Annotated in this window: 7 protein-coding genes; all 7 read left to right on the forward strand. The window is 62.1% G+C overall.

Annotation, left to right across the window (positions count from 1 at the left end; translation table 11 throughout):
- Positions 1 to 27: 27 nt before the first annotated feature.
- The 7 genes from NB231_RS14615 to NB231_RS14645 are packed head-to-tail and all read left to right on the forward strand — an operon-like array spanning position 28 to position 20,151.
- Complete coding sequence (locus NB231_RS14615; protein WP_005004343.1) at positions 28 to 6,600, forward strand: non-ribosomal peptide synthetase; 6,573 nt, start codon at positions 28 to 30, stop codon at positions 6,598 to 6,600.
- A gap of 51 nt (positions 6,601 to 6,651) precedes the next feature.
- Positions 6,652 to 12,153 (forward strand): non-ribosomal peptide synthetase, encoded by a 5,502-nt coding sequence (locus NB231_RS14620; protein WP_005004345.1) that lies wholly within the window; start codon positions 6,652 to 6,654, stop codon positions 12,151 to 12,153.
- Positions 12,150 to 13,916, forward strand: a complete 1,767-nt coding sequence (locus tag NB231_RS14625) for an ABC transporter ATP-binding protein (RefSeq protein WP_005004348.1) — start codon at positions 12,150 to 12,152, stop codon at positions 13,914 to 13,916. Before NB231_RS14620 ends, NB231_RS14625 begins: the two co-directional genes overlap by 4 nt.
- Positions 13,913 to 15,655, forward strand: coding sequence for an ABC transporter ATP-binding protein (locus NB231_RS14630; RefSeq protein ID WP_005004350.1), 1,743 nt, complete (start codon positions 13,913 to 13,915; stop codon positions 15,653 to 15,655). Before NB231_RS14625 ends, NB231_RS14630 begins: the two co-directional genes overlap by 4 nt.
- Complete coding sequence (locus NB231_RS14635; RefSeq protein ID WP_005004353.1) at positions 15,652 to 16,761, forward strand: saccharopine dehydrogenase NADP-binding domain-containing protein; 1,110 nt, start codon at positions 15,652 to 15,654, stop codon at positions 16,759 to 16,761. Before NB231_RS14630 ends, NB231_RS14635 begins: the two co-directional genes overlap by 4 nt.
- Positions 16,761 to 17,915 carry a class I SAM-dependent methyltransferase gene (locus NB231_RS14640; RefSeq protein WP_005004356.1) on the forward strand — a complete coding sequence of 385 codons (1,155 nt, stop codon included), beginning with the start codon at positions 16,761 to 16,763 and terminating at the stop codon, positions 17,913 to 17,915. Before NB231_RS14635 ends, NB231_RS14640 begins: the two co-directional genes overlap by 1 nt.
- 19 nt (positions 17,916 to 17,934) lie before the next feature.
- Positions 17,935 to 20,151: a class I SAM-dependent methyltransferase gene (locus NB231_RS14645; RefSeq protein WP_198007311.1), complete on the forward strand. Its 2,217-nt coding sequence runs from the start codon at positions 17,935 to 17,937 to the stop codon at positions 20,149 to 20,151.
- The last annotated feature ends 39 nt before the right edge of the window (positions 20,152 to 20,190 follow it).

Consider the following 20,190-nt stretch of genomic DNA (forward strand, 5'->3'; position numbering starts at 1 on the left):
CGAATGATCCTTTGCTGACGGTGAACCATGAATGATGTCACTGATGTGCCGGACCTGCGCGCTCGGGTAGCGGAGGTTCTTGATCTTCCCGTTGAAGCCGTCAGCAAGGACGGCAACCTCATCGAAATGGGGATCGATTCGATCACCATGATGCGGCTGGCCAGTGAATGGTGCCGCCAAGGCTATGGAATCAGCTTTGCCGAGATGATCTCGGATCCAAGAGTTTCAGCCTGGCGAACGATCATTTCGGAGAGTGAGCGGGAAGCACCGCGGACGGACAGCGGCATGGCCGTTGATGAGCAGGCACCGTTTGAGCTCGCCTTAATGCAGCACGCGTACTGGGTGGGGCGTACAGGTGAGCAGTATCTCGGCGGTGTCGCCGCCCATTTCTACAACGAATTCGATGGTGTCGGCGTGGAAGCCGCGCGTCTCGAAGCCGCGGTTCGCGCGCTGATCGAACGCCACGGCATGCTGCGGGTGCGCATCACCGACGATGGCCGCCAGCGTATTCCCGCCGACAGCCTCTGGCCGGGTTTGACCGTTCATGACTTTCGCACGCTGGACGTCGGGGACGCAGAAAAAGCACTTGAAGAGCTACGCCAGCGGCTTTCTCACCGGCAGATGAATCTGGTCGCAGGAGAGGTGTTCGATGTTCAGCTTTCCTTGTTGCCCGCTTCCCTTCGCCCTGGCGCCACTCGTATTCATTTCAATCTGGACATGGTCGCCGCCGATGCCTTGAGTCTGCGTACGTTGTTGAAGGATCTGGCTTATCTGTATGCGGGCCGGGAATTGCCTCCCATCCAGTACAGTTATCCACAGTATCTGGCTGACCGCGAAGCCGCGTTGTGTCAGCCGGATCGGGCAAGCGCATTGCGGAACGACCGGGCTTACTGGTGGCAACGACTCGATCAGATGCCGGCGGCACCACGCCTGCCGGTGGTCGGCGCGGGTGAGGAGCGGAACGCAACGCGAGTGGTGCGCCGACACAGATGGTTGGCGCCGGATTCAGTTCGAGCCTTCGAGGCGGCGGCCCGGCAGCATGGTTTGACGCCCGCTATGGCGCTGGCGGCTCTGTTCGCCGAGGTCCTGACCGCTTGGAGCGCCGAACCCGCCTTTCTGCTCAATCTCCCTCTGTTTAATCGTGAGCCGCTCCATCCTGAGGCCGATCTCCTTGTCGGCGACTTCACTTCCTCAGTGTTGTTGGAGTGGCAGGGCGGTGCTGGGGGGACTTTCGTCGAGCGGGCCACCGCGCTGCAGGCGCGCTTTCATTCGGATGTGCAACACAGCGGTTTTTCCGGCGTCGAGGTACTGAGGGAGCTTTCCCGTCGTCATGGCGAGCGGTGGCTGGCTCCGGTGGTTTACACCAGTGCCTTGGGGCTGGGGGAGCTTTTTCCCGACATTGTCCAGGAGTGTCTTGGCCGTCCTTCCTGGATTATTTCCCAGAACCCGCAGGTCTGGCTGGATGCTCAGGTCACGGAACTCAATGGCGGCTTGCTGGTGAATCTGGATGCGCGGGAGGATGCCTTCGAGCCGGGTGTGCTGGATGCCTTGTTCGATGCGCACGGCCGATTGTTGGCCGATCTGATCGACCGCCCCCAGGTCTGGAACCAACCGGTTTCGCCGTTGTTGCCCGATGCCGCTCGGAAACAGCGGGAGGCGATCAACGCCACCGGAACGCCGGTATCTGGTCGCCGTCTGCATGACGGCTTCCTGGCCTTTGCCGAAGCCGAGCCGCAAGCGCTGGCGCTGCTTTGGGAAGAGCATGGGGCGTTGTCCTATGGCGAGCTACGGCGTCAAGCGATGGCCGTCGCCGGCTATCTGGTGGCGAAAGGCGTGCGACCGGGGGACGTGGTAGCAGTGTTGCTGCCGAAGGGGCCGGAACAGATTATCGCCGTGCTCGGCACGCTGGCGGCGGGAGCGGTGTACCTGCCAATCGGTGTGGACCAGCCGGCGGCCCGGCGCGAACGCATCCGGCGCGCCGCCGCGGTGCGCCTGGTGCTCGATGCCTTGCCGCAGGACGCTGAGCCGCTGGCGGCGCCCGTGCCTGGTTCGGATCAAGACCTCGCCTACATCCTTTACACCTCTGGTTCTACCGGCGAGCCCAAGGGCGTGGAGGTGCCGCATCGAGCCGCCATGAATACCATTGAAAATTTGAATCGCCGCCTGGAGCTATCCGGCGCCGATCGAATTCTGGCGCTGTCCGCTCTCGAGTTCGATCTCTCGGTTTTCGATATTTTTGCCGCTCTTTCCGTGGGAGCCGCCGTGGTTTGCGTGGACGAGGCCGAGCGCCGGGATGCGGCGGCCTGGAATCGATTGATACGGCGCCATGGGGTTAGCCTCCTGAATTGCGTACCCGCGTTGCTGGACATGATGCTGAGCGCGCCGAACGATGAAAGCGGGCCGGTGACGCTGCGGGCCGTGTTGCTTGGGGGCGACAAAATTCCCCCGAATCTTCCCGGCAGACTGGCGAACTGGGCGCCGGGGTGTCGTTTCATTGCACTGGGGGGCACCACCGAGACGGCCATTCATTCCACTTTCTTCGAGGTTACGGAAACCCGGCCCTCCTGGCATTCCGCTCCCTACGGCAAGCCTCTGGGCAACGTTTGCCTGAGAGTGGTGGACGCTTTGGACCGAGACTGCCCGGACTTCGTTCCGGGCGAGCTCTGGATTGGCGGGGAAGGGGTGGCCCGGGGCTATCGCGGGGATCCGGAAAGAACCGCCCGCCAATTTGTCGTGCATGACGGACGGCGCTGGTATCGCACCGGGGATCAGGCTCGCTATCGCTCGGACGGTAACGTCGAATTCCTAGGACGCCTCGACCAGCAAATCAAATTGCGCGGTCATCGCATCGAGCTTGGTGAAGTGGAGGCGGCCCTGGTTTCCGGTCCCGGGGTCGGTCAGGCCGTGGCGTTGGCGGTCAAGCAGGGCCTGGTGGGCGTTATTACGTTGTCCGGCCGTAATCAAAGTACGACGGGCGCGGGCGGGTGGCTGGACCTGCAGGCCCCCCCGGCGGCGTTTCAGCCGCTCCGGGAGCACCTGCGCGAGACGCTGCCACCGGCGATGGTGCCGGTAAGCCTTTACTGCTGCTCCGAATTGCCGCTTACCGCCAACGGCAAGGTTGATCGCAAGTCGTTGGCCCGCCTCATTGAGCAAAGTGCCAAGGCGGCAAACCCGACGCTCGTCGTTCCCCCCGAAGGCGAACTGGAACGTCGTGTGGCCGAAATCTGGTCCAGGCTGCTCAAGGTGTCCGCAGTAGGGCGCGATCAGAACTTCTTTTCCCTCGGTGGCGATTCGCTGCTTGCCACCCGGATGGCACGACAACTTGGCGAGCTCGGCATTGCGGGTGTGCGTCTGGCGGCGTTGTTCGAGAATCCGACCCTATCGGAGTTCGCCGCCACTCTGCACCTCGGCGGTGCTCCGGCGCTGATGCAGGAGTGGCACGCGGATGTCGAAAACCGCTATCAGCCGTTCCCGCCTACGGAGGTGCAGCACGCCTATTGGATCGGCCGGGATCCGGGGCTGGTGCTGGGTGGTGTCGGCTGCCATTTTTACCGCGAGTACGATGCCGGGGATCTGGATATCGCACGGCTGGAAGCTGCGGTGAATACCCTAATCGGCCGGCATGAGATGTTGCGCGCGGTGTTCGATGAAGAAGGTCGCCAGCGGATTTTGCCCGATGTGCCGCGTTTTTCCATCAAAATCGATGATGCGGAGGGCCGTTGGGACGAGGTCTGCGACGCGGTGCGTGCGGAAGCCTCGCATCGAGTGTTCGACCCTACACGCTGGCCGTTGTTCGACATCCGCGCGATACGTTCGCGACAGGGTACGCGTCTGGCGATTAGTCTGGATAATATGATCGTCGATGCACTCAGCATCGTGATGTTTTACGCGGAATTGAGTCAGCTTTATCAGCAACCCGATGCCTCTCTGCCACCGATATCTTTGTCGTTTCGCGATTACCGGCTAAACAGTGCACCTTCGCCGCAGGCGCTGCAGACAGCCCGGGAATTCTGGCTGCGCAAATTGCCGGAACTGCCGCCGGCACCGGAGCTGCCGCTGGCCCGTAACCCGGAAGAAATCGGCGTGCCGCGCTTTGTTCGTTACCAGGGAAGCCTGGACGCCACAACCTGGTCCCGTCTGACGAACTGGGCCCAGCTCGAGGGTGTCACCGCGTCGGCTATTCTACTGACCGCCTTCGCCGAGGTGTTGGGCCGGTGGAGTTCTAGCCCGGACTTGACGCTGAATCTGACTCTCTTTGATCGCCAGGAATGCCACCCCGACATTCACCGGGTGATGGGTGACTTCACGTCCTTGACACTACTTGGTTACCGGGCACGGAACACCGATAGCTGGCTTGATCGCCTTCGGCGAACACAGAAAGAACTGGGGGAGGCGCTCGATCATCGTGCATGCTCAAGTGTCGCACTGTTGCGCGAGTTGGCCCGGGATACTGGGGATGCCATGGTGTCCATGCCGGTGGTGTTCACCAGCGCTTTGGGTGTCCCCGGTGGCACCGCTTTTCCGGAAAGCGGCCCTTTCAGCCGGCAGGTCTGGGGCGTTACGCAGACACCACAGGTGTGGATAGACCACCAGGTGGTAGAAGCGGATGGCGGCATCGCATTGAACTGGGACGTGGTGGAGGACCTCTTCCCCGGTGGATTGATCGCCGATATGTTCGATGCCTATCTCCGTTTGTTGCATCTGTTGGGCGATATGGACTGGCGAATGCCGCCGCCGGACCTGATGCCGTTGGGTCAACGCGAAGTGCGCCGACAGGTCAATGCCACTACCGCGCCGCTTCCTCAGCACGCCTTACACGACCGCTTCTTTCAGAACGCACGGGAAAACACCGACTGGATTGCCTTGCGATGGGGGCGGAGCGGGACGCGGAGCTACGGCGAACTGGCCGATAGCGCGCTGCGGGTGGCTGCGGAATTGATACGCGGTGGCGTCTCTCCGGAGGAGGTGGTGGCGGTGCATCTGCCCAAGAGTCCGGATCAGATCGCCGCTGTATTGGGGGTGCTGGCCGCCGGTGCTGCCTATTTGCCCCTGGGCATGGATCAGCCGGTCGCCCGTCGTGATCGGGTGTTGCGGCGGGCCGGTGTTCGCCGGGTGGTGACCGACTCGAACCAATCCTGGCCGGACCAGGTATCACCCTGTTTGTTTTCCCGCATACGGGCCGTCGAGCCCTTGCCTGAACCTGTGTCGGTGGCCACGGATCAGCTGGCGTACGTGATTTTTACTTCCGGCTCCACCGGTGAACCCAAAGGCGTGGAGATTACTCACCGCGCTGCCCTGAATACGATACTCGATATTAACCGCCGCTTCGGTGTCGACGCGCAGGATCGTGTGCTGGCGGTATCAGCCCTGAATTTCGATCTGTCGGTCTACGACATCTTCGGTCTTCTTTCCACCGGCGGTTCGCTGATTCTCATCGACGAACAGGCGAGACGCGAGGCCCGCGACTGGCACGAACTGGCGCGACGACATGGTGCGACCATTTGGAACAGTGCTCCGGCTTTGTTGGAGATGTTGTTGACGGTCAGCGATCAGTCCTCGCCACCGGCGCCGTTGCGTCTGGCTCTGGCTTCCGGCGACTGGATCGGTTTGGATCTGCCCAGGCGTCTCACCGCCCGCTTCCCCGAATGCCGTTTCATCGCTTTGGGCGGTGCCACCGAAGCGTCGATCTGGTCCAATTTCTATGAGGTCGAGACGGTGGATGCCGACTGGCGTTCCATTCCCTACGGGCGACCTCTGTCCAATCAGCGTTTCCGTGTGGTCGACGAGCAAGGGCAGGATTGTCCGGACTGGGTCAGCGGTGAACTGTGGATCGGTGGGGACGGTCTGGCGCTCGGCTACCGTGCCGACCCTGAGCGCAGCGGCGCGCGCTTCGTTACCATTAAAACGGGTCGCGACGATACCACGGGCCGATGGTATCGGACCGGTGACCGGGCCCGCTACTGGCCGGACGGCGTGTTGGAGTTTCTCGGTCGGATCGACGATCAGGTCAAAATTCGCGGCCATCGTATCGAACTTGGAGAGATCGAAGCAGCGCTTCTGGAATGCCCCGGCGTTGACCATGCGGTCGCGCTCGTGCTGCGTGGGCCGGCTTCAACGGCGCGACTGGTAGCTGCCGTGGTGGCGCCACCCGGGCACCCGGTCCCCGATGGCGACCTTCTGCATTCGCACCTGATCGGAATATTGCCGCCGCCGATGGTTCCCGAACACATCGAGGTGATGGATGCCTTGCCGCTGACCGCCAATGGCAAGGTGGATCGTGCCGCGCTGGCGGAATGCTTCAAAAGCCCCGCTTCGAAGGACGAGAGTCAATCCGGGCCGCCGCAGGGCGAGTGGGAACAGCGCGTCGCTGAGATCTGGGAAGCACTGCTAGAGGTGCCTTTTCCACAACGACAGCACAGTTTTTTCGAACTGGGGGGCGATAGCCTTTTGGCAACCCGTTTTACCGAAACCCTGTGCCGCCGCTATGGAGTGACTTTACCCCTTCGTCACCTTTTTACCCAGCCTATGTTAGCGGATGTGGCGGTGGCCATCGAAGTCGAAGCGGCGCGCGCCGTGGATACAGAAGAAGGCGCCCTGTGAGTATCTGACCGCCCCGATTTCTCACCCAGGACACACAGGGAGTCTTACATTATGAACGCCAATGCCTTGATTGAGGAACTGCAAGGACTCGGAGTGGAACTCTGGGCAGAGGAGGAGCAACTGCGTTTCCGTGCCCCCAGAGGAGTACTTACCGAGGAAAAAATTGCGGTGTTGCGTACTCACAAAACGCAGATCATCGATCTGTTGCGCACGGATAAGGCGGGAGCGGTGGCGGCGGACGCCCAGGCTCGCCATGAGCCTTTTCCATTGACCGAGGTGCAGGAGGCCTACCTGCTCGGACGCAGCGAATCCTTTGGTTTTGGGGGCGTGGCCTGCCACGGCTATCTGGAGGCGATCTACCCGGAACTTGATCCAGCCGCGTTGCAAGATGCCTGGAACGATCTGATCCACCGCCACGATATGCTGCGCGCGGTGATCAGCGCGGACGGCTACCAGCGCGTGCTGCCGGAAGTGCCATGCTATCGGATCGCGGTGCAGGACGGCCGGGACTGGGCGCCTTCCGAGTTGGAGCAGCATCTACGTGCGTCCCGCGCGGAGATGGACCATCGCCTTTACGACACCGGCAAGTGGCCGTTGTTTGAACTGCGTCTGACGCGCACCCGTGGTGGCGACATTCTTCATTTCTCCTTGGATGCGCTGATCGCGGACTGGGCCAGCGCCGGCATTCTATTCTCCGAGTTGAACCAGATACTTCGGGGGCACGGTGACACCTTGCCCGCTCTGGACATCAGGTTCCGCGACTACCTGCTGGCCGAACGGCGGTTGCGCGACGGTGTTGCCTATCGCAGAGCCCGGGATTACTGGATGGATCGGGTGGAGGCTTTGCCCAGTGCGCCGGAATTACCGCTCTTGTCTCGAACCGCGGTGGAGAACCGCGCGCGCTTTCGGCGTCATCATTGGCGTCTGCCACGCGGTCATTGGGAGGCGCTGCGGCGACAAGCCTCCATGTTCAGCCTGACCGCCTCCAATGTGGTGCTGGCCGCTTATGTTGCGGTACTACAGCGCTGGAGCCGATCTCCTCACTTCTCGCTGAATTTGACCCTGCTGAATCGTCAACCGCTGCATCCTCAGGTCAACCGTTTGGTAGGGGATTTCACCTCGGTCAGTCTGTTGGAAGTGCCTGCTTTCGGCGGGCGCCCGTTTCATGAGCAGGCGGCTGTTCTGGGCGAGCAACTGTTCGCGGACCTGGACCATCGTCTGTTTTCTGGCGTGGAAGTCATTCGCGAAATCAGTAGACGGCGTGGCCACGAAGCCGCTTTCATGCCGGTGGTGTTCACCAGTGCCATAGGTCTGGATGGAACCGGTGAAATGGATATCGGTTGCCGGCTGGAGAACGGTGTTACCCAGACGCCGCAAGTGTTCCTGGATTGCCAGGTCCGCGATGACGCGGACGGATTGGAACTGAATTGGGATGTCCGTCAGGGCGTGTTTCCCGAAGGTTTGATCGACGATATGTGGGATGCATTTCAGACGTTGATCCTGGATCTGGCCTCCGGCGGTCGAAGTTGGTCCGCTGCCAATTCGCTTCCTCTTCCCGCATGGCAAACGTCAATCAGGGCGCAGGTCAATGATACCGAAGCGCCGGTGTCGAACCGGCTCTTGCACCAAACCGTGTTGGAACAAGCCGAGCGCACGCCAGAAGCCATCGCCATTGTAGGGCCGGAAGACACACTGTGTTACCGCACTCTGGCACTGCGTGCGGCGGCCGTGGCCGAGGCATTGCGGGACGGTGGCTGCCAACCCGGTGAGCGCGTCGCCATTCTGATGCGCAAAGGGGTGGAGCAGGTGGTCGCGGTTCTTGGAATTCTGCTGGCCGGCGCGGTTTATCTGCCGTTAGAGACGACCCAACCGGTGCGGCGCAGGGACAAGGTGCTCGCCAACGCGTCGGTGGCGGTGGTGCTGACTCAGTCCTGCCATCGGCCTTTGGATCTGCCCGATACGGTTCGTACGATCGAAACGGATACGCTCGGCGAAGCGCAACGGATGCCACGGATATCGCAGGGAGCTCCCAACACACTGGCGTACGTGATCTATACCTCGGGTTCAACCGGTGACCCGAAAGGAGTGATGATCACCCACCAGGCCGCGCTCAATACCATCGACGACATTAATCGTCGTTTCGAGGTCGATGCCGGTGACCGTGTACTGGGGCTGGCGCAACTGGGCTTCGACCTTTCCGTTTACGATATCTTCGGTCCTCTTTCCCAGGGCGGCGCGCTGGTGCTGCCGGACGCGGAACGAGGGGCCGACCCTTCGCACTGGGCGCAATGCGTCATCGAGCACGACGTCACCGTCTGGAACTCGGTGCCGGCCCAATTGCAAATGCTGGCCAATTATCTCGATGGAGAACCCGCCACACTGACAACGCTGCGTTTGGCGCTGGTCTCCGGGGATTGGGTTCCGCTGACGTTGCACGATCATATTCGTCGGCATGCGCCGTGTCTGTCTCTGGTGGCTCTCGGGGGGGCCACCGAGGCTTCGATTTGGTCCAACTATCACCGTGTTGAAAAGCTGGATCCGGAATGGACCAGTATCCCCTACGGACGTCCGTTGGCGAATCAGGGGTTTCGTGTCCTCGACGCCGAATTCCGAGATCGGCCGGTGTGGGTTCCCGGTGAGCTCTATATCACCGGCCTCGGACTCTCCACCGGATACCTGGGTGATCCGGTCTTGACCGAAGCGCGATTCTTCCCCCATCCGCTGGACGGACAGAGGCTTTATCGCACCGGCGATCTGGCGCGCTATTTGCGATCCGGCGAATTGGAGTTTCTCGGCCGTGATGATGGTCAAGTCAAAGTCCGCGGACACCGTGTTGAACTGGGCGAGGTGGAAGCGGCGATACTCGCTCACCCGAATGTAGCTGCTGCCGTCGCCATTACCGCGGACAACGACAGCAGTGACCGGATGCTGCTGGGTTTTGCCGAACCGCGTCGCGGCGTGGAGGCGCACCAGGTTTCGGCGGAGTTTGGTGAAGCGGCGCGGCGGATGGCGGAGTATCAGCTCCGAGGTCTGGAATGCGAGGGCGTGGGCACGCAGGTCAATGCGCTCCATCATGCCGCTTTGGCGTCGCTGCTGAACGTCATGCTCGAACATCGCCTGTTTGTCGATAGGGAATCCCGTTGCTCCTCGGATCAGGTGATCCAGGCCCTGGCCGCTGAACCGCGACATCATTGGCTGATTCGTCGCTGGTTGGCGTTGTTGGTGCGGAACGGCTGGTTGAGTAAAGGGGACAACGAAGACCAGTACTGGAGGACGGCCGACATCGACAGCGCGGGAGTGGAGCAGGCCTGGCGGCGTGTCGAGACCGGCGTCGAGCGGCGCTGGTGTACCCGGGAATTCATCGATTATCACAAGGCACACGTGGCGCGTTTGCCGGAACTGTTGAGCGGGGAGCAAAACCCGTTTGAGCTGTTGTTCCCGCGAGGCGAGCAGGACATCGCATTGGCCTTATACCGGGATGACCTGATCACACGCTACAACAATCACGCCGTGGCCGCCTTGTTGAACCGTCTGGCGCTGGAGCGCACTGAAGCGACGCCGCTGCGGGTTCTGGAAATAGGGGCCGGTACCGGCGCCACCACCTCGGCGGTGGTGCCCATGCTGGATGGTTTCCAGGTGGAGTATCTGTTTACGGACCTGACACCGTTCTTTCTGTCAGCGGCCCGCCAGAGCTGGGGAAACCTGCCGTGGATGCGTTTCGGATTGTTCAATCTGGACCAGGACTACCGGGCTCAGGGGTTAGCGCCGAACTCCCAGGACGTGGTGCTGAGCGCGGGAGTGCTCAACAGTACCCGGGATCCGGAAGCGGCCGTCGAGAGGATCATCGAATTGCTGGCACCGGGAGGCTGGTTGATATTGACCGAGCCGACGGTGGAGCATCCGCATATTCTGCTGACCCAGGGATTCATGATGGAGCCGGACGGAGATCGGGAAACCGGTCGGGCGCCGTTTTCCTCTCGGGAGGCCTGGCTTGCAGTGCTAAAGAGCAAGGGGGGGCAGGACCTGATTTGCTTGCCTGAGCTGACGCATCCGCTGGCGGTTTGTGGAATGAACTTGATCGCGGCGCGTTTCAAAAGCGACCGTGCTCCGCTGTCCGACACGGATTTGTTTGCGTTCCTCTCCGAACGCCTGCCCGGCTACATGATGCCTGCCCATATACAGGTGCTTGATCGACTCCCGCTGACCGCCAATGGCAAGTTGGATCGCAAGACTCTGGCCGGTTGGAAGCCTGCGCCTTTGATTCAAGGTGGTGGACACACGGAGGAGCAATCCGCTGATCCGCTGGTGGACGGCTTGCGTGCGCTGTGGGCGGCGGCGCTGGGGCTGCCGCACATCGGCACTGAAGATAACTTCTACGATCAGGGCGCGGATTCCCTGGTACTGGCCAGGGTGGCGGGACAGTTGCGCGAAACCGTTCCGGAGGCTCAGGCCTTTACCTACGACGCCTTGCTGCGGCAGATGCTTAATGAACCCACGGTGGCGGCGCTTGCCCGGGCTCTGCGCTCATCGCCAGGCGACGCGGAACCGGCCGCCAACTCGTCCGCCACGATTGCGGACGTCGGCGCGGCGCGGCCGCGGCCCGGCAGTAACTCCCTCATCGTTCCGTTCGGTGGTGGTGAGGGGCCGGTACGGGTGCTGTTCCACGCGGCGCTCGGCACCATGGACTATTTCCAACATCTCGGGCGGACGCTGGCCGCTCAGCAACAGGGGCCCGTGGTGGGGCTGGCGGTGGCGGATCCCGAACGGTATCTGGCCATCCCTCATCAAGAACTGATCAATCGGGTCGCCGATGATTACGCGCAGCGATTGGTGGATGAGGGTTACCGACGTTTCCAGTTGATCGGCTATTGCCTTGGCGGGTTGCTGGCGATGGAAGTGTCGCGCCGCCTGCTGGAACGGGGTCTCGAGGTGATCGATCTGACGTTGGTAGACAGTATTCCGATGTTCATCGAAACGGACGAAGAACTGGCGTTTGAAGCGATCTTCGCGCCCAACCTGAACCTTGATCCGGTAAAAGATGTTTTCGGTGCCGGGGTCGAGCACGAAGACGTTTACCGTGCGATCGATACGTTGATGCATCAATACGACCGCCGTATCCCAGCCGGAGCCATGGCCGGCCTAGATGGTGATGATGGCCTGCGGGTGGTGGCAGAGGCGGTGCGTCAACGCTCGGCGATACCCCAGGATGAACGGCTGGCCGGCTACGCCCGCCTCGCCGGCGGTCAGGCCGGAGTTCCGGTCGGGCCCGAACTGATCCCGGCCTTGTTCCGGGTGTGCCGACACAGTATGCGGGCCGCTCGTTTCGACCCGCCGCCCTACGTCGGAAACATCAACTATCTGCGGTGCAGGGAGCAGCAGTCGTTCGGCATCACCGCCGGTATCGGCCACTACGCGGCGCCATTCTGGGAAAACACCTGCCTCGGCGTGTTTAACCTTGTCGATGTGCCGGGCAATCATTTCAGTGTGATCGAACCGCCCCATGTGGAAGAGGTCGCCACCCGGCTGGCTGAAACTCTGCGGGGGAACCGGTGAATCACACATCCAACCCGCCTTTGTACGAGTTGCGTCGCCCGGTGGCGGGGTTGATTCGCCTCGGTGTGATACTCGGAGGGGTGGGGGCATTGAGCTCGCTGCTTCCCTTTATCGCCATCGTGGAACTGGGGCGAGTGTTGATGGCTCCAGGTCCTATCGATACCGTCCGGGTGGGAATGATCGCGGCGCTGATCGGGCTGGCGCTTTTGTTGGGCTGGCTCTGCATGGGGTTGGCGCTCTGGGCTACCCATCTAGCCGATCATCGCATGCAGGCGTCACTGCGGCGCGAGCTGGTACGAGTACTCGGCCGCGTGCCTTTGGGCTGGTATTCCGACAAGACCTCCGGCGCCGTCCGTAAGGCGGTGCAAAACGACTTGGAGGATCTGCATCACTTGGTGGCGCACCATGACGTGGAGCGCGTCGCCGCCATTGTATTACCCGCGGGAGGACTGCTCTATTTGCTGTGGCTCGACTGGCGTCTGATGCTGCTGGCAGTGGTGACCCTGCCGGTTTACGCGGTGGCTTACGCTCGGATGATGCGCGGTTTTGGCGACAAAATGACGCAACTCGACGCCAGCTTTTCCGAGGTCAGCGCCGCCATTGTCGAGTTCGTTAATGGTATCACCGTGGTCAAGGCTTTCGGTCAGTCCGGACGGGCCTACGAGGGTTACCAGAACGCGGTTCGTAATTTCAGCGAACGCTATGCAGGTTGGGTCAGGCCCCTGTTGCGGCTTGAAGCGTTGTCTTCGCTGGCGCTGTCGGCGCCGGTGATCATGCTGTCGACCCTGGCCGGTGGGGCCTGGTTTCTTGCCAACGGCTGGGTGGGGCCTTTGGATGTGATGGCCGCGACCCTGGTTGGCATGGCGCTTCCTCAAACGCTACTGACGTTGAACCAGGGGCTGGTCGCGCAACGCAATGCCGAGGCCGCGGCAAAGCGAATCGCTTCGTTGCTCGCAGCGGAGCCGCTACCGGTGAGTTGTCATCCGCGCCGTCCTGTCGGCGCCACGGTGGAATTCGAACAAGTCTCGTTTCGTTACGCCGACGACCATGAGGTTCTTTCCAATATCTCGCTGAATTGCCGGCCCGGCACGGTGACCGCCCTGGTGGGCCGGTCCGGAGCCGGCAAATCCACTCTGGCCATGCTGGTGCCCCGGTTTCATGACGTCAGCGCTGGAACAGTGCGGGTGGGCGGTGTCGACGTTCGCGAGATTGCTCCCTCCGTGTTGTACGGAAAAGTGGGTTTCGTGCTGCAGAATGCGCAACTGGTGCGCGGTACGGTCCGCGACAACGTCTGTCTGGGGCGGCCCGGCGCCGATCAGGCGGCGGTGATCGAGGCGGCCCGTGCTGCTCGCATCCATGATCGCATTCTGGCTTTGCCCCGAGGATACGACAGCGTGATTGGCGAGGACGCGGTGTTTTCCGGTGGTGAAACGCAGCGGGTATCGATTGCCCGTATGTTGCTCGCCGATACGCCGATTCTGATTCTGGACGAGGCTACGGCCCATGCCGATCCGGAATCCGAGGCGCACATTCAGGATGCGCTGTCCACTCTGGCGTTGGGGCGGACGGTTCTGGTGATTGCCCATCGCTTAGCTTCCATCGTTGCCGCGGATCAAATCGCCGTCATCGACGGCGGCCAGATTGTTGAGCAGGGCACCCATGATCGGCTGTTGGAAGCGGGCGGTTTGTACGCGCGCTTGTGGCGACTGCAGACGTTTGTGGAGTCGGAAGGGGGCGAGCGGGAAGAGGCGGCACGGGCATGATAGGTGATCTTTCGAAAATACTGGGACCGGTGCATCGCCGGGATCTGTACCGCTATCTGAACTGGTTGATCGCCTACGCGGTACTCCAGGGCGTCGCCATCGCCTTTCTGGTGCCGGTGCTGGCGGCGATGATGCACGGTGATATGAAGCGTGCGGGCTATGGATTGCTGGGGTTGGCGCTGATGGTGGTGCTGGTGGCCGTCGCCCACTATCGCCAGGCAATGAAAGGCTTCGCGCTGGCGCTGGTGGTGCTGACCACGCTTCATGACCGCCTCGGGGCTAAGCTGGTCTCCCTACCGCTGGGGTGGTTTTCGTCGGAGCGTGTAGGCCGGCTGTCGCGTAGCGCTACCGGCGGGACCATGTTGGTTACTAATGTCTTCGCCCATCTGTTGACTCCAGTGGCGACCGGAATTCTCACCCCAGCCACCACAGCCGTCGCTCTATTGTATTTCGACTGGCGTCTTGGGCTGACTGTTTTATTCGCCGCCCCACTGATATTCCTGCTTCATAACTGGTCGTCGTCATGGATTGCCCGTACCGAGCTGCAGGTCGATGCCGCCGGTGTCGAGGCCAGTAACCGAGTGGTGGAATTCGCTCGCCTGCAGCCAGTGTTGAGGGCTTTCGGTCGTACCACGGATGGCTACCTGCCATTGGACGAGGCCATTGAGGAGCAACGCCGTGCCGGCGGTGACCACCTCAGTGCTACTTTCCCCCGTCTTCTGGTGGCGGGGCTGGGTATACATCTCGCTTTTGCTGCCCTGTTGGCGGTCGGCGTGACCCTGGTGTTCGCCCACGCTCTCGACAACGTCGAACTCATCGCTCTTCTGGCTCTGTCCGCGCGGCTGGCCAGTCCGCTCGCAGAGGCGGCAGCGCGCAGCGGGCAACTGCGCATGGCGGCGAACGATTTGCGACGGCTCGCGGACATCTTCGATCAGGAACCGCTGCCGGAATCGGGTCATTCCATGCCGATGAGCGATCCGGGATCGGTGGCGTTCTCTGAGGTGGTGTTCGGATACCGGCCCGGGGAGAAGTTGATAAACGGTGTCTCGTTCCATGTGCCAGCGGGAACCATGACCGCCATCGTCGGACCTTCCGGGTCCGGCAAAACCACGCTTACCAAACTGATCATGCGCTTTCACGACGTCGACAGCGGATCGGTGCGGATGGGTGGTAGTGATGTCCGCAGCTTGACCACCGGGGATCTGATGGCGCAGATCGCGCCAGTGATGCAGGACGTCTACCTGTTCAACGATACCCTCGAAGCAAACATCCGCATCGGCTCGCCGACGGCCAGCCAAGCTGAGGTTCGCGAAGCCGCCCGGCTTGCCGGTGTCGATGACATCGTGGAACGGTTGCCGTTCGGCTGGCGCTCATCGGTGGGCGAGGGTGGCAGCGCCTTGTCCGGCGGCGAGCGACAACGGATTTCCGTGGCGCGCGCCTTGTTGAAACGAGCCTCGATCGTGATTCTCGATGAAGCCACCGCCGCTCTCGACGCGGAGAACGAGCGCCATGTTCAAAACGCCATCCGTACCCTGAAGGCGCGTTCCACACTCATTGTGGTGGCGCACCAGCTGTCCACGATTCGTGCGGCGGATCAGATTCTTATGCTTGAGGACGGTGTTGTCGTCGCCGCCGGTACGCATCGGCAGTTACAGGCCAGTGATCCGCGCTATTGCGCGTTCTGGCAAGAACGCAATCGCGCCCAGGGATGGCGGCTGACGGGGGAAGCAGTGCCATGATCTCAGTGTTGGGAGGTTACGGTGAGGTCGGAACGGCGGCGGTCAGGGCCTTGCTGGCGCTAGGGCTCGGTCCGTTGCGGATCGGTGGTCGTGACGGCGCCGCTGCCAGGGCCCTGGTAAGAACACTGGATGCCCCATCGCTGGAAGCCGCGGAAGCGGATTTCATGGACCGTTCGTCTCTGGCGCGGTTCGTATCCGGTTGTCGTGTGCTTCTCAACTGCGCGGGGCCTTCCCATCTGATCGGTGCGGGGCCGGCGTTGGTCGCTTTGGAAGAGGGCGCCGATTACGTGGATGTGGCCGGCGATGACGGTCTGTATGCGCTTCTGGACGACGCCGACTACCGTGAGCAGGGGTGCCGGGCACTGCTCTCTGCCGGTTTGCAGCCCGGTCTTACCGGACTGCTGCCGCGCTGGCTGGCTGCTACTGGTTTCGACAAAGTAAGTCGGCTGGTCAGCTATTTCGGTTTGCTCGATCACTTTACCGCGGTGGCCGCCGACGATTACCTGCAAAGTGTCGAGGACGGTTTTGGACGGCCCTTGGCCGCATGGCGGCAAGGATGCCGTCCCGGCGTGCTGGTCCGCAACAGTGACGCGGGGTTGCCGTTCTTTCCCGGCCGGGTGACGGCGTTGCCCTACCTGAATCGGGAAGCGGAACGGATTGCCTCGTCCCTGGAACTTGAACAGGGGGACTGGTACACGGTTGTTGCCGGACGCCATACCCTGGCGGCTTTAGATTGGGTCCACGGCATGTCTCGTGAGGGAGCCGCCTCCCTGCTGCAACGGTCTAGCCGCCTGGACATGGCCGGTCGAACACCCTTCGTAACCCTACTGGTGCAACTTGGCGGCCGCGTGGTCAGTGGAGAGCAGCGGACTCGTTCACTGGCATTTCGGGGGCACCGCAATAGCGAATTGACCGGCGCCTTTGCGGCGGTGGTGACCCGCGCGGCGTTGGAGCAGAACATCCTCCCCGGCCGTCAGTTCGCGGCGATGTCAGTGGAGCCGGTATCTGCCGTCGAGTCCTTGCTCGCCACCGGCATGGTGAGCGGTCTCACCGTCCTGGACGGCCCTCTGGAGATGTTCACCGAAGCCGAGGAGGGCGCATTGTGATGCTCGATACCGCTGTCGTTCATCAGGCCGGGCTGGCGGGTGTACGCCGGCATCGTCGTCCGGTGTGCGACCCGGCACGGATTCCGGAGGCCATGGAACGACTGGAAACCCTCAGCCGCCTCGCCATGCAAGGTTGCCTTCAGCAATGTGGCTGGTCCGCCGGTGACTCTATATCCCGGGAACAGGTTGTGACGATGATAGGCGCGGCGTCCCGGCATGCCGGGTTGCTGCGGTCCTGGCTGGCGGCCTTGCTGGCCGCTGGAATGTTGGAAGAGAGTATGGGGATTTGCCGCTGGCGCTCCGCCGCCACGTCTGAGGACGAATCGGAAAAGCTGGCGGAGAATATGAAAGATGCCTACGCTCAATTGGGATTCCCGCCGATCATGGCCGAGGGTCATTCCCGGGCGCTGGCCTGTTTGCCGCGATTGATCCGCGATGAACTGCGCATCGAGCAGCTGTTGTTCCGGGACGGCAAGGTGCTGGAAGCACTCGGAGCGTATCAGGACAACTTGTTCACGTCTTATCTCAACACCGCCTGCGGCTATCTGGCCCGGCATTTGGCGGAGCAGCATCCGTCTCCCTTGAGAGTGGTCGAGTTGGGCGCCGGCGCTGGATTGACCACCGCTTCCACCTTGCGGGCGTTGAACGGTATGGCGGTGGACTACCTATTCTCCGATCTGTCCCGGATCTTTACCGTCGCCGCCGGTGAACGGTTTGCCGGTCAGCCGGGAATGCGCTACGAGCTGTTGGACATCAATACCGCATTTTCCAGCCAGGGGGTGCCGCCGGCTAGCGCCGATCTCGTGTTGGCCGGCAATGTACTGCACAACGCTCGCCATCTGGGGCAAACCCTCGTTCATATTCATCAACTGCTGGCGCCGGGAGGTTGGCTGCTGTTCACCGAATCGTGCCGCGATAACCACGCCGTGCTGACCTGCATGCAGTTCCTGCTCTCGCCGGCGCCAAGGACTCCGATGCCGGGCATGGCTGACCGGCGCCGATTCACCGGCCGCCTTTTTCTGGATATCGGGGGTTGGGACCGTGAGCTGCGCGAAGCCGGTTTCGAACCGTTGCTGGTGCTGCCGCAGGCCGATTCCTCGCTGGCTGCGGCGGGGCAGTATCTGTTTCTGGCTCGGCTTGGCAATACGGACTGACAAGAACTGCATGGCGACCATGAGCTTTCACCAAATAATTTTCGACGGACTGGAACGAATGCGCGAGCGCACCGTGTTGTATGGCGATGCTCAGCAATGGAACGGAGCCCGGATGCTGGAGACCGTGGAGCAGTACCGGGCGGCGCTGTCCTGGCGAGGTCTCGGCATCGGCGACAGCTTGATCTGGGATGGTGAGGAAGACGGTCAGGTACTGGCATTGCGGTTGGCGGCCATGGCCCGCGGTTGCACGTTTGTTTCCGCACCCGGCGGCGCCGGTGACGCGGTGCCGGTTTCCTCGTCCATTCTCCAGGACTGCGTCGACGACAGGGGGCTGGAGACCCAACGGGACGAGCTCTGGTGCTACCAGGTACGAAAGGGCGCCTTTGCCTGGTCTGAAGACACTTTCAGCGCCACCTTGTCGGAGCTGCGAGCCACCTTGGAGGAAGTGCCGCGGCGCATTGCCGTACTTGCCCCTCTGTCCGGTTTTGGCGGCGACCTCTGCCTGGCAGCGTGGAGTTTGTCCGCACCGGTTCATTACTCCGGCGCCAAGCAACCCGCCGGCGTTTTCGCCTTTCTCGAACGTGTAGCCGCCGATCGCCTGATTGTGTCGGATCATCGACTGCGAGAGTTGCTGGCGCATCCGGCGGCGGTACTGGCCCGTTGTGCGCCGCTGCGGACACTGCTGATCGAAAGCAGCCCTGGGGCAGAGGAAAACGATCTTGAGTCGTTGGTTGCCTCTGGTCCCCTCCACTGCGAAAAGACCGTCGTTGTCGTTCCCACCGACCAGGGATTCCTGCCCACAGAAGAAGCGTTTTTGCGACTGCAACAGGAAGCCCAAAAAGTAGAGGAGGCAGCCGCTGCCCACCCGCTGGTGGGCGAGGTCCGGGTGTTGCCGGATGGCGTCGGGAAATGGACGTTGTTGGCCGTTCCCGCCGAGCAATGTCCGGTGACCGAGGAAGAGGGGGGGGAGGATTTCTGGAATGGCTATGTCCAGACCCGTTTGGCCGCGCATTTCACCGACTTCGACTGGCAGGCCGGCGTTTCGGCGACACAGCGTTTGGCCCGCATCGCTTTGCTGTCGATGGTCAATGCGCTAAGCCGGCGGGGTGTTTTTACCGAACGTGAAACCGGTTATTCCCAACAACAGATATTGGCCTGCGCCGCCGAACGGCACCGGCCTTTAGTGTCCCGATGGTTGGCGGTGTTGGAGCAGCAGGGGTTGTTGCGTCGCCATGGCGACGGGCTGAGGGTTTCGGACCGGCTTGATGACTATGCTGACGCGGCGCTGGAGCAGGCCTGGGACGAAATGGAAAGCGTTTGGCGTGAGGTGGCGGGTTCCACCGGCACCATTGAGTACGCCCGCGAGAACAGCGCCTGTCTTGCCGAATTGCTGTCCGGACAACGCAATGCCGTCGAGGTTCTGTTTCCGGCGGGGCGGATGGATCTCGCCGAAGCCCTCTATCGAGAAAGCCCGGCGGCGCGTTACCAGCATCAGGCGGTCGCGGTCTTGTTGACGGAGATCGTTGCCGCCCACGAGCAGGGTGACCCGGTGCGGATTCTGGAAGTCGGAGCCGGCACTGGCGCCACTTCCGAAGTGGTGCTGCCGGCTTTGGCGGGCGAGCCGGTGAGTTATCTCTACACCGATTTTTCCCGGTTCTTTCTGGATCAGGCTGTTCGGCGCCTGGGGAACGATCCGCGGGTGACATTCGCCATTTATGACATCGACAGCTCCCCTGAAGCCCAGGGTTTCTCGCCCAACGATTTTGACGTGGTTATCGGCGGAGGGGTACTCAACGCGGCCCGTGACACGGATGCCTCGGTGCTCTGGCTGCAACAGTTACTGAGACCGGGAGGCTGGCTGGTGATCACCGAGCCGACCATGGAGGAATTCTGGGTGATGGCGTCCCAGGCCTTCATGCTGGCTGATGCCAGCGACGAACGGGCGCAATCAGGCCGCACTTTCCTCAGCCTGGAACAGTGGCATCGGGTCCTGGCCCAAGCCGGCCTGCGGTGCGTGCTGGATTTGCCTCCGTCGGGGCACCCGCTGGCGACTTTGGGGCACCGGGTTTTCGCCGCGCGTGCCAAGATCGACCGCGCACCCCTGCGCCGCACCGATCTGGAACGCTACTGTCGGCAGTGTCTGGGTGATGTCATTTCCCGGGTGGAAATTCTTGATCGGCTGCCGGAGTTGCGAACCGGCGAACCGGCGGCTGCGGAGTACGGCCACTGCATATAGTGACCACGGTCAGCCTGGCCGGCTACTCAACCCTTTGGG

Source organism: Nitrococcus mobilis Nb-231 (assembly GCF_000153205.1).
Lineage (GTDB): Bacteria > Pseudomonadota > Gammaproteobacteria > Nitrococcales > Nitrococcaceae > Nitrococcus > Nitrococcus mobilis.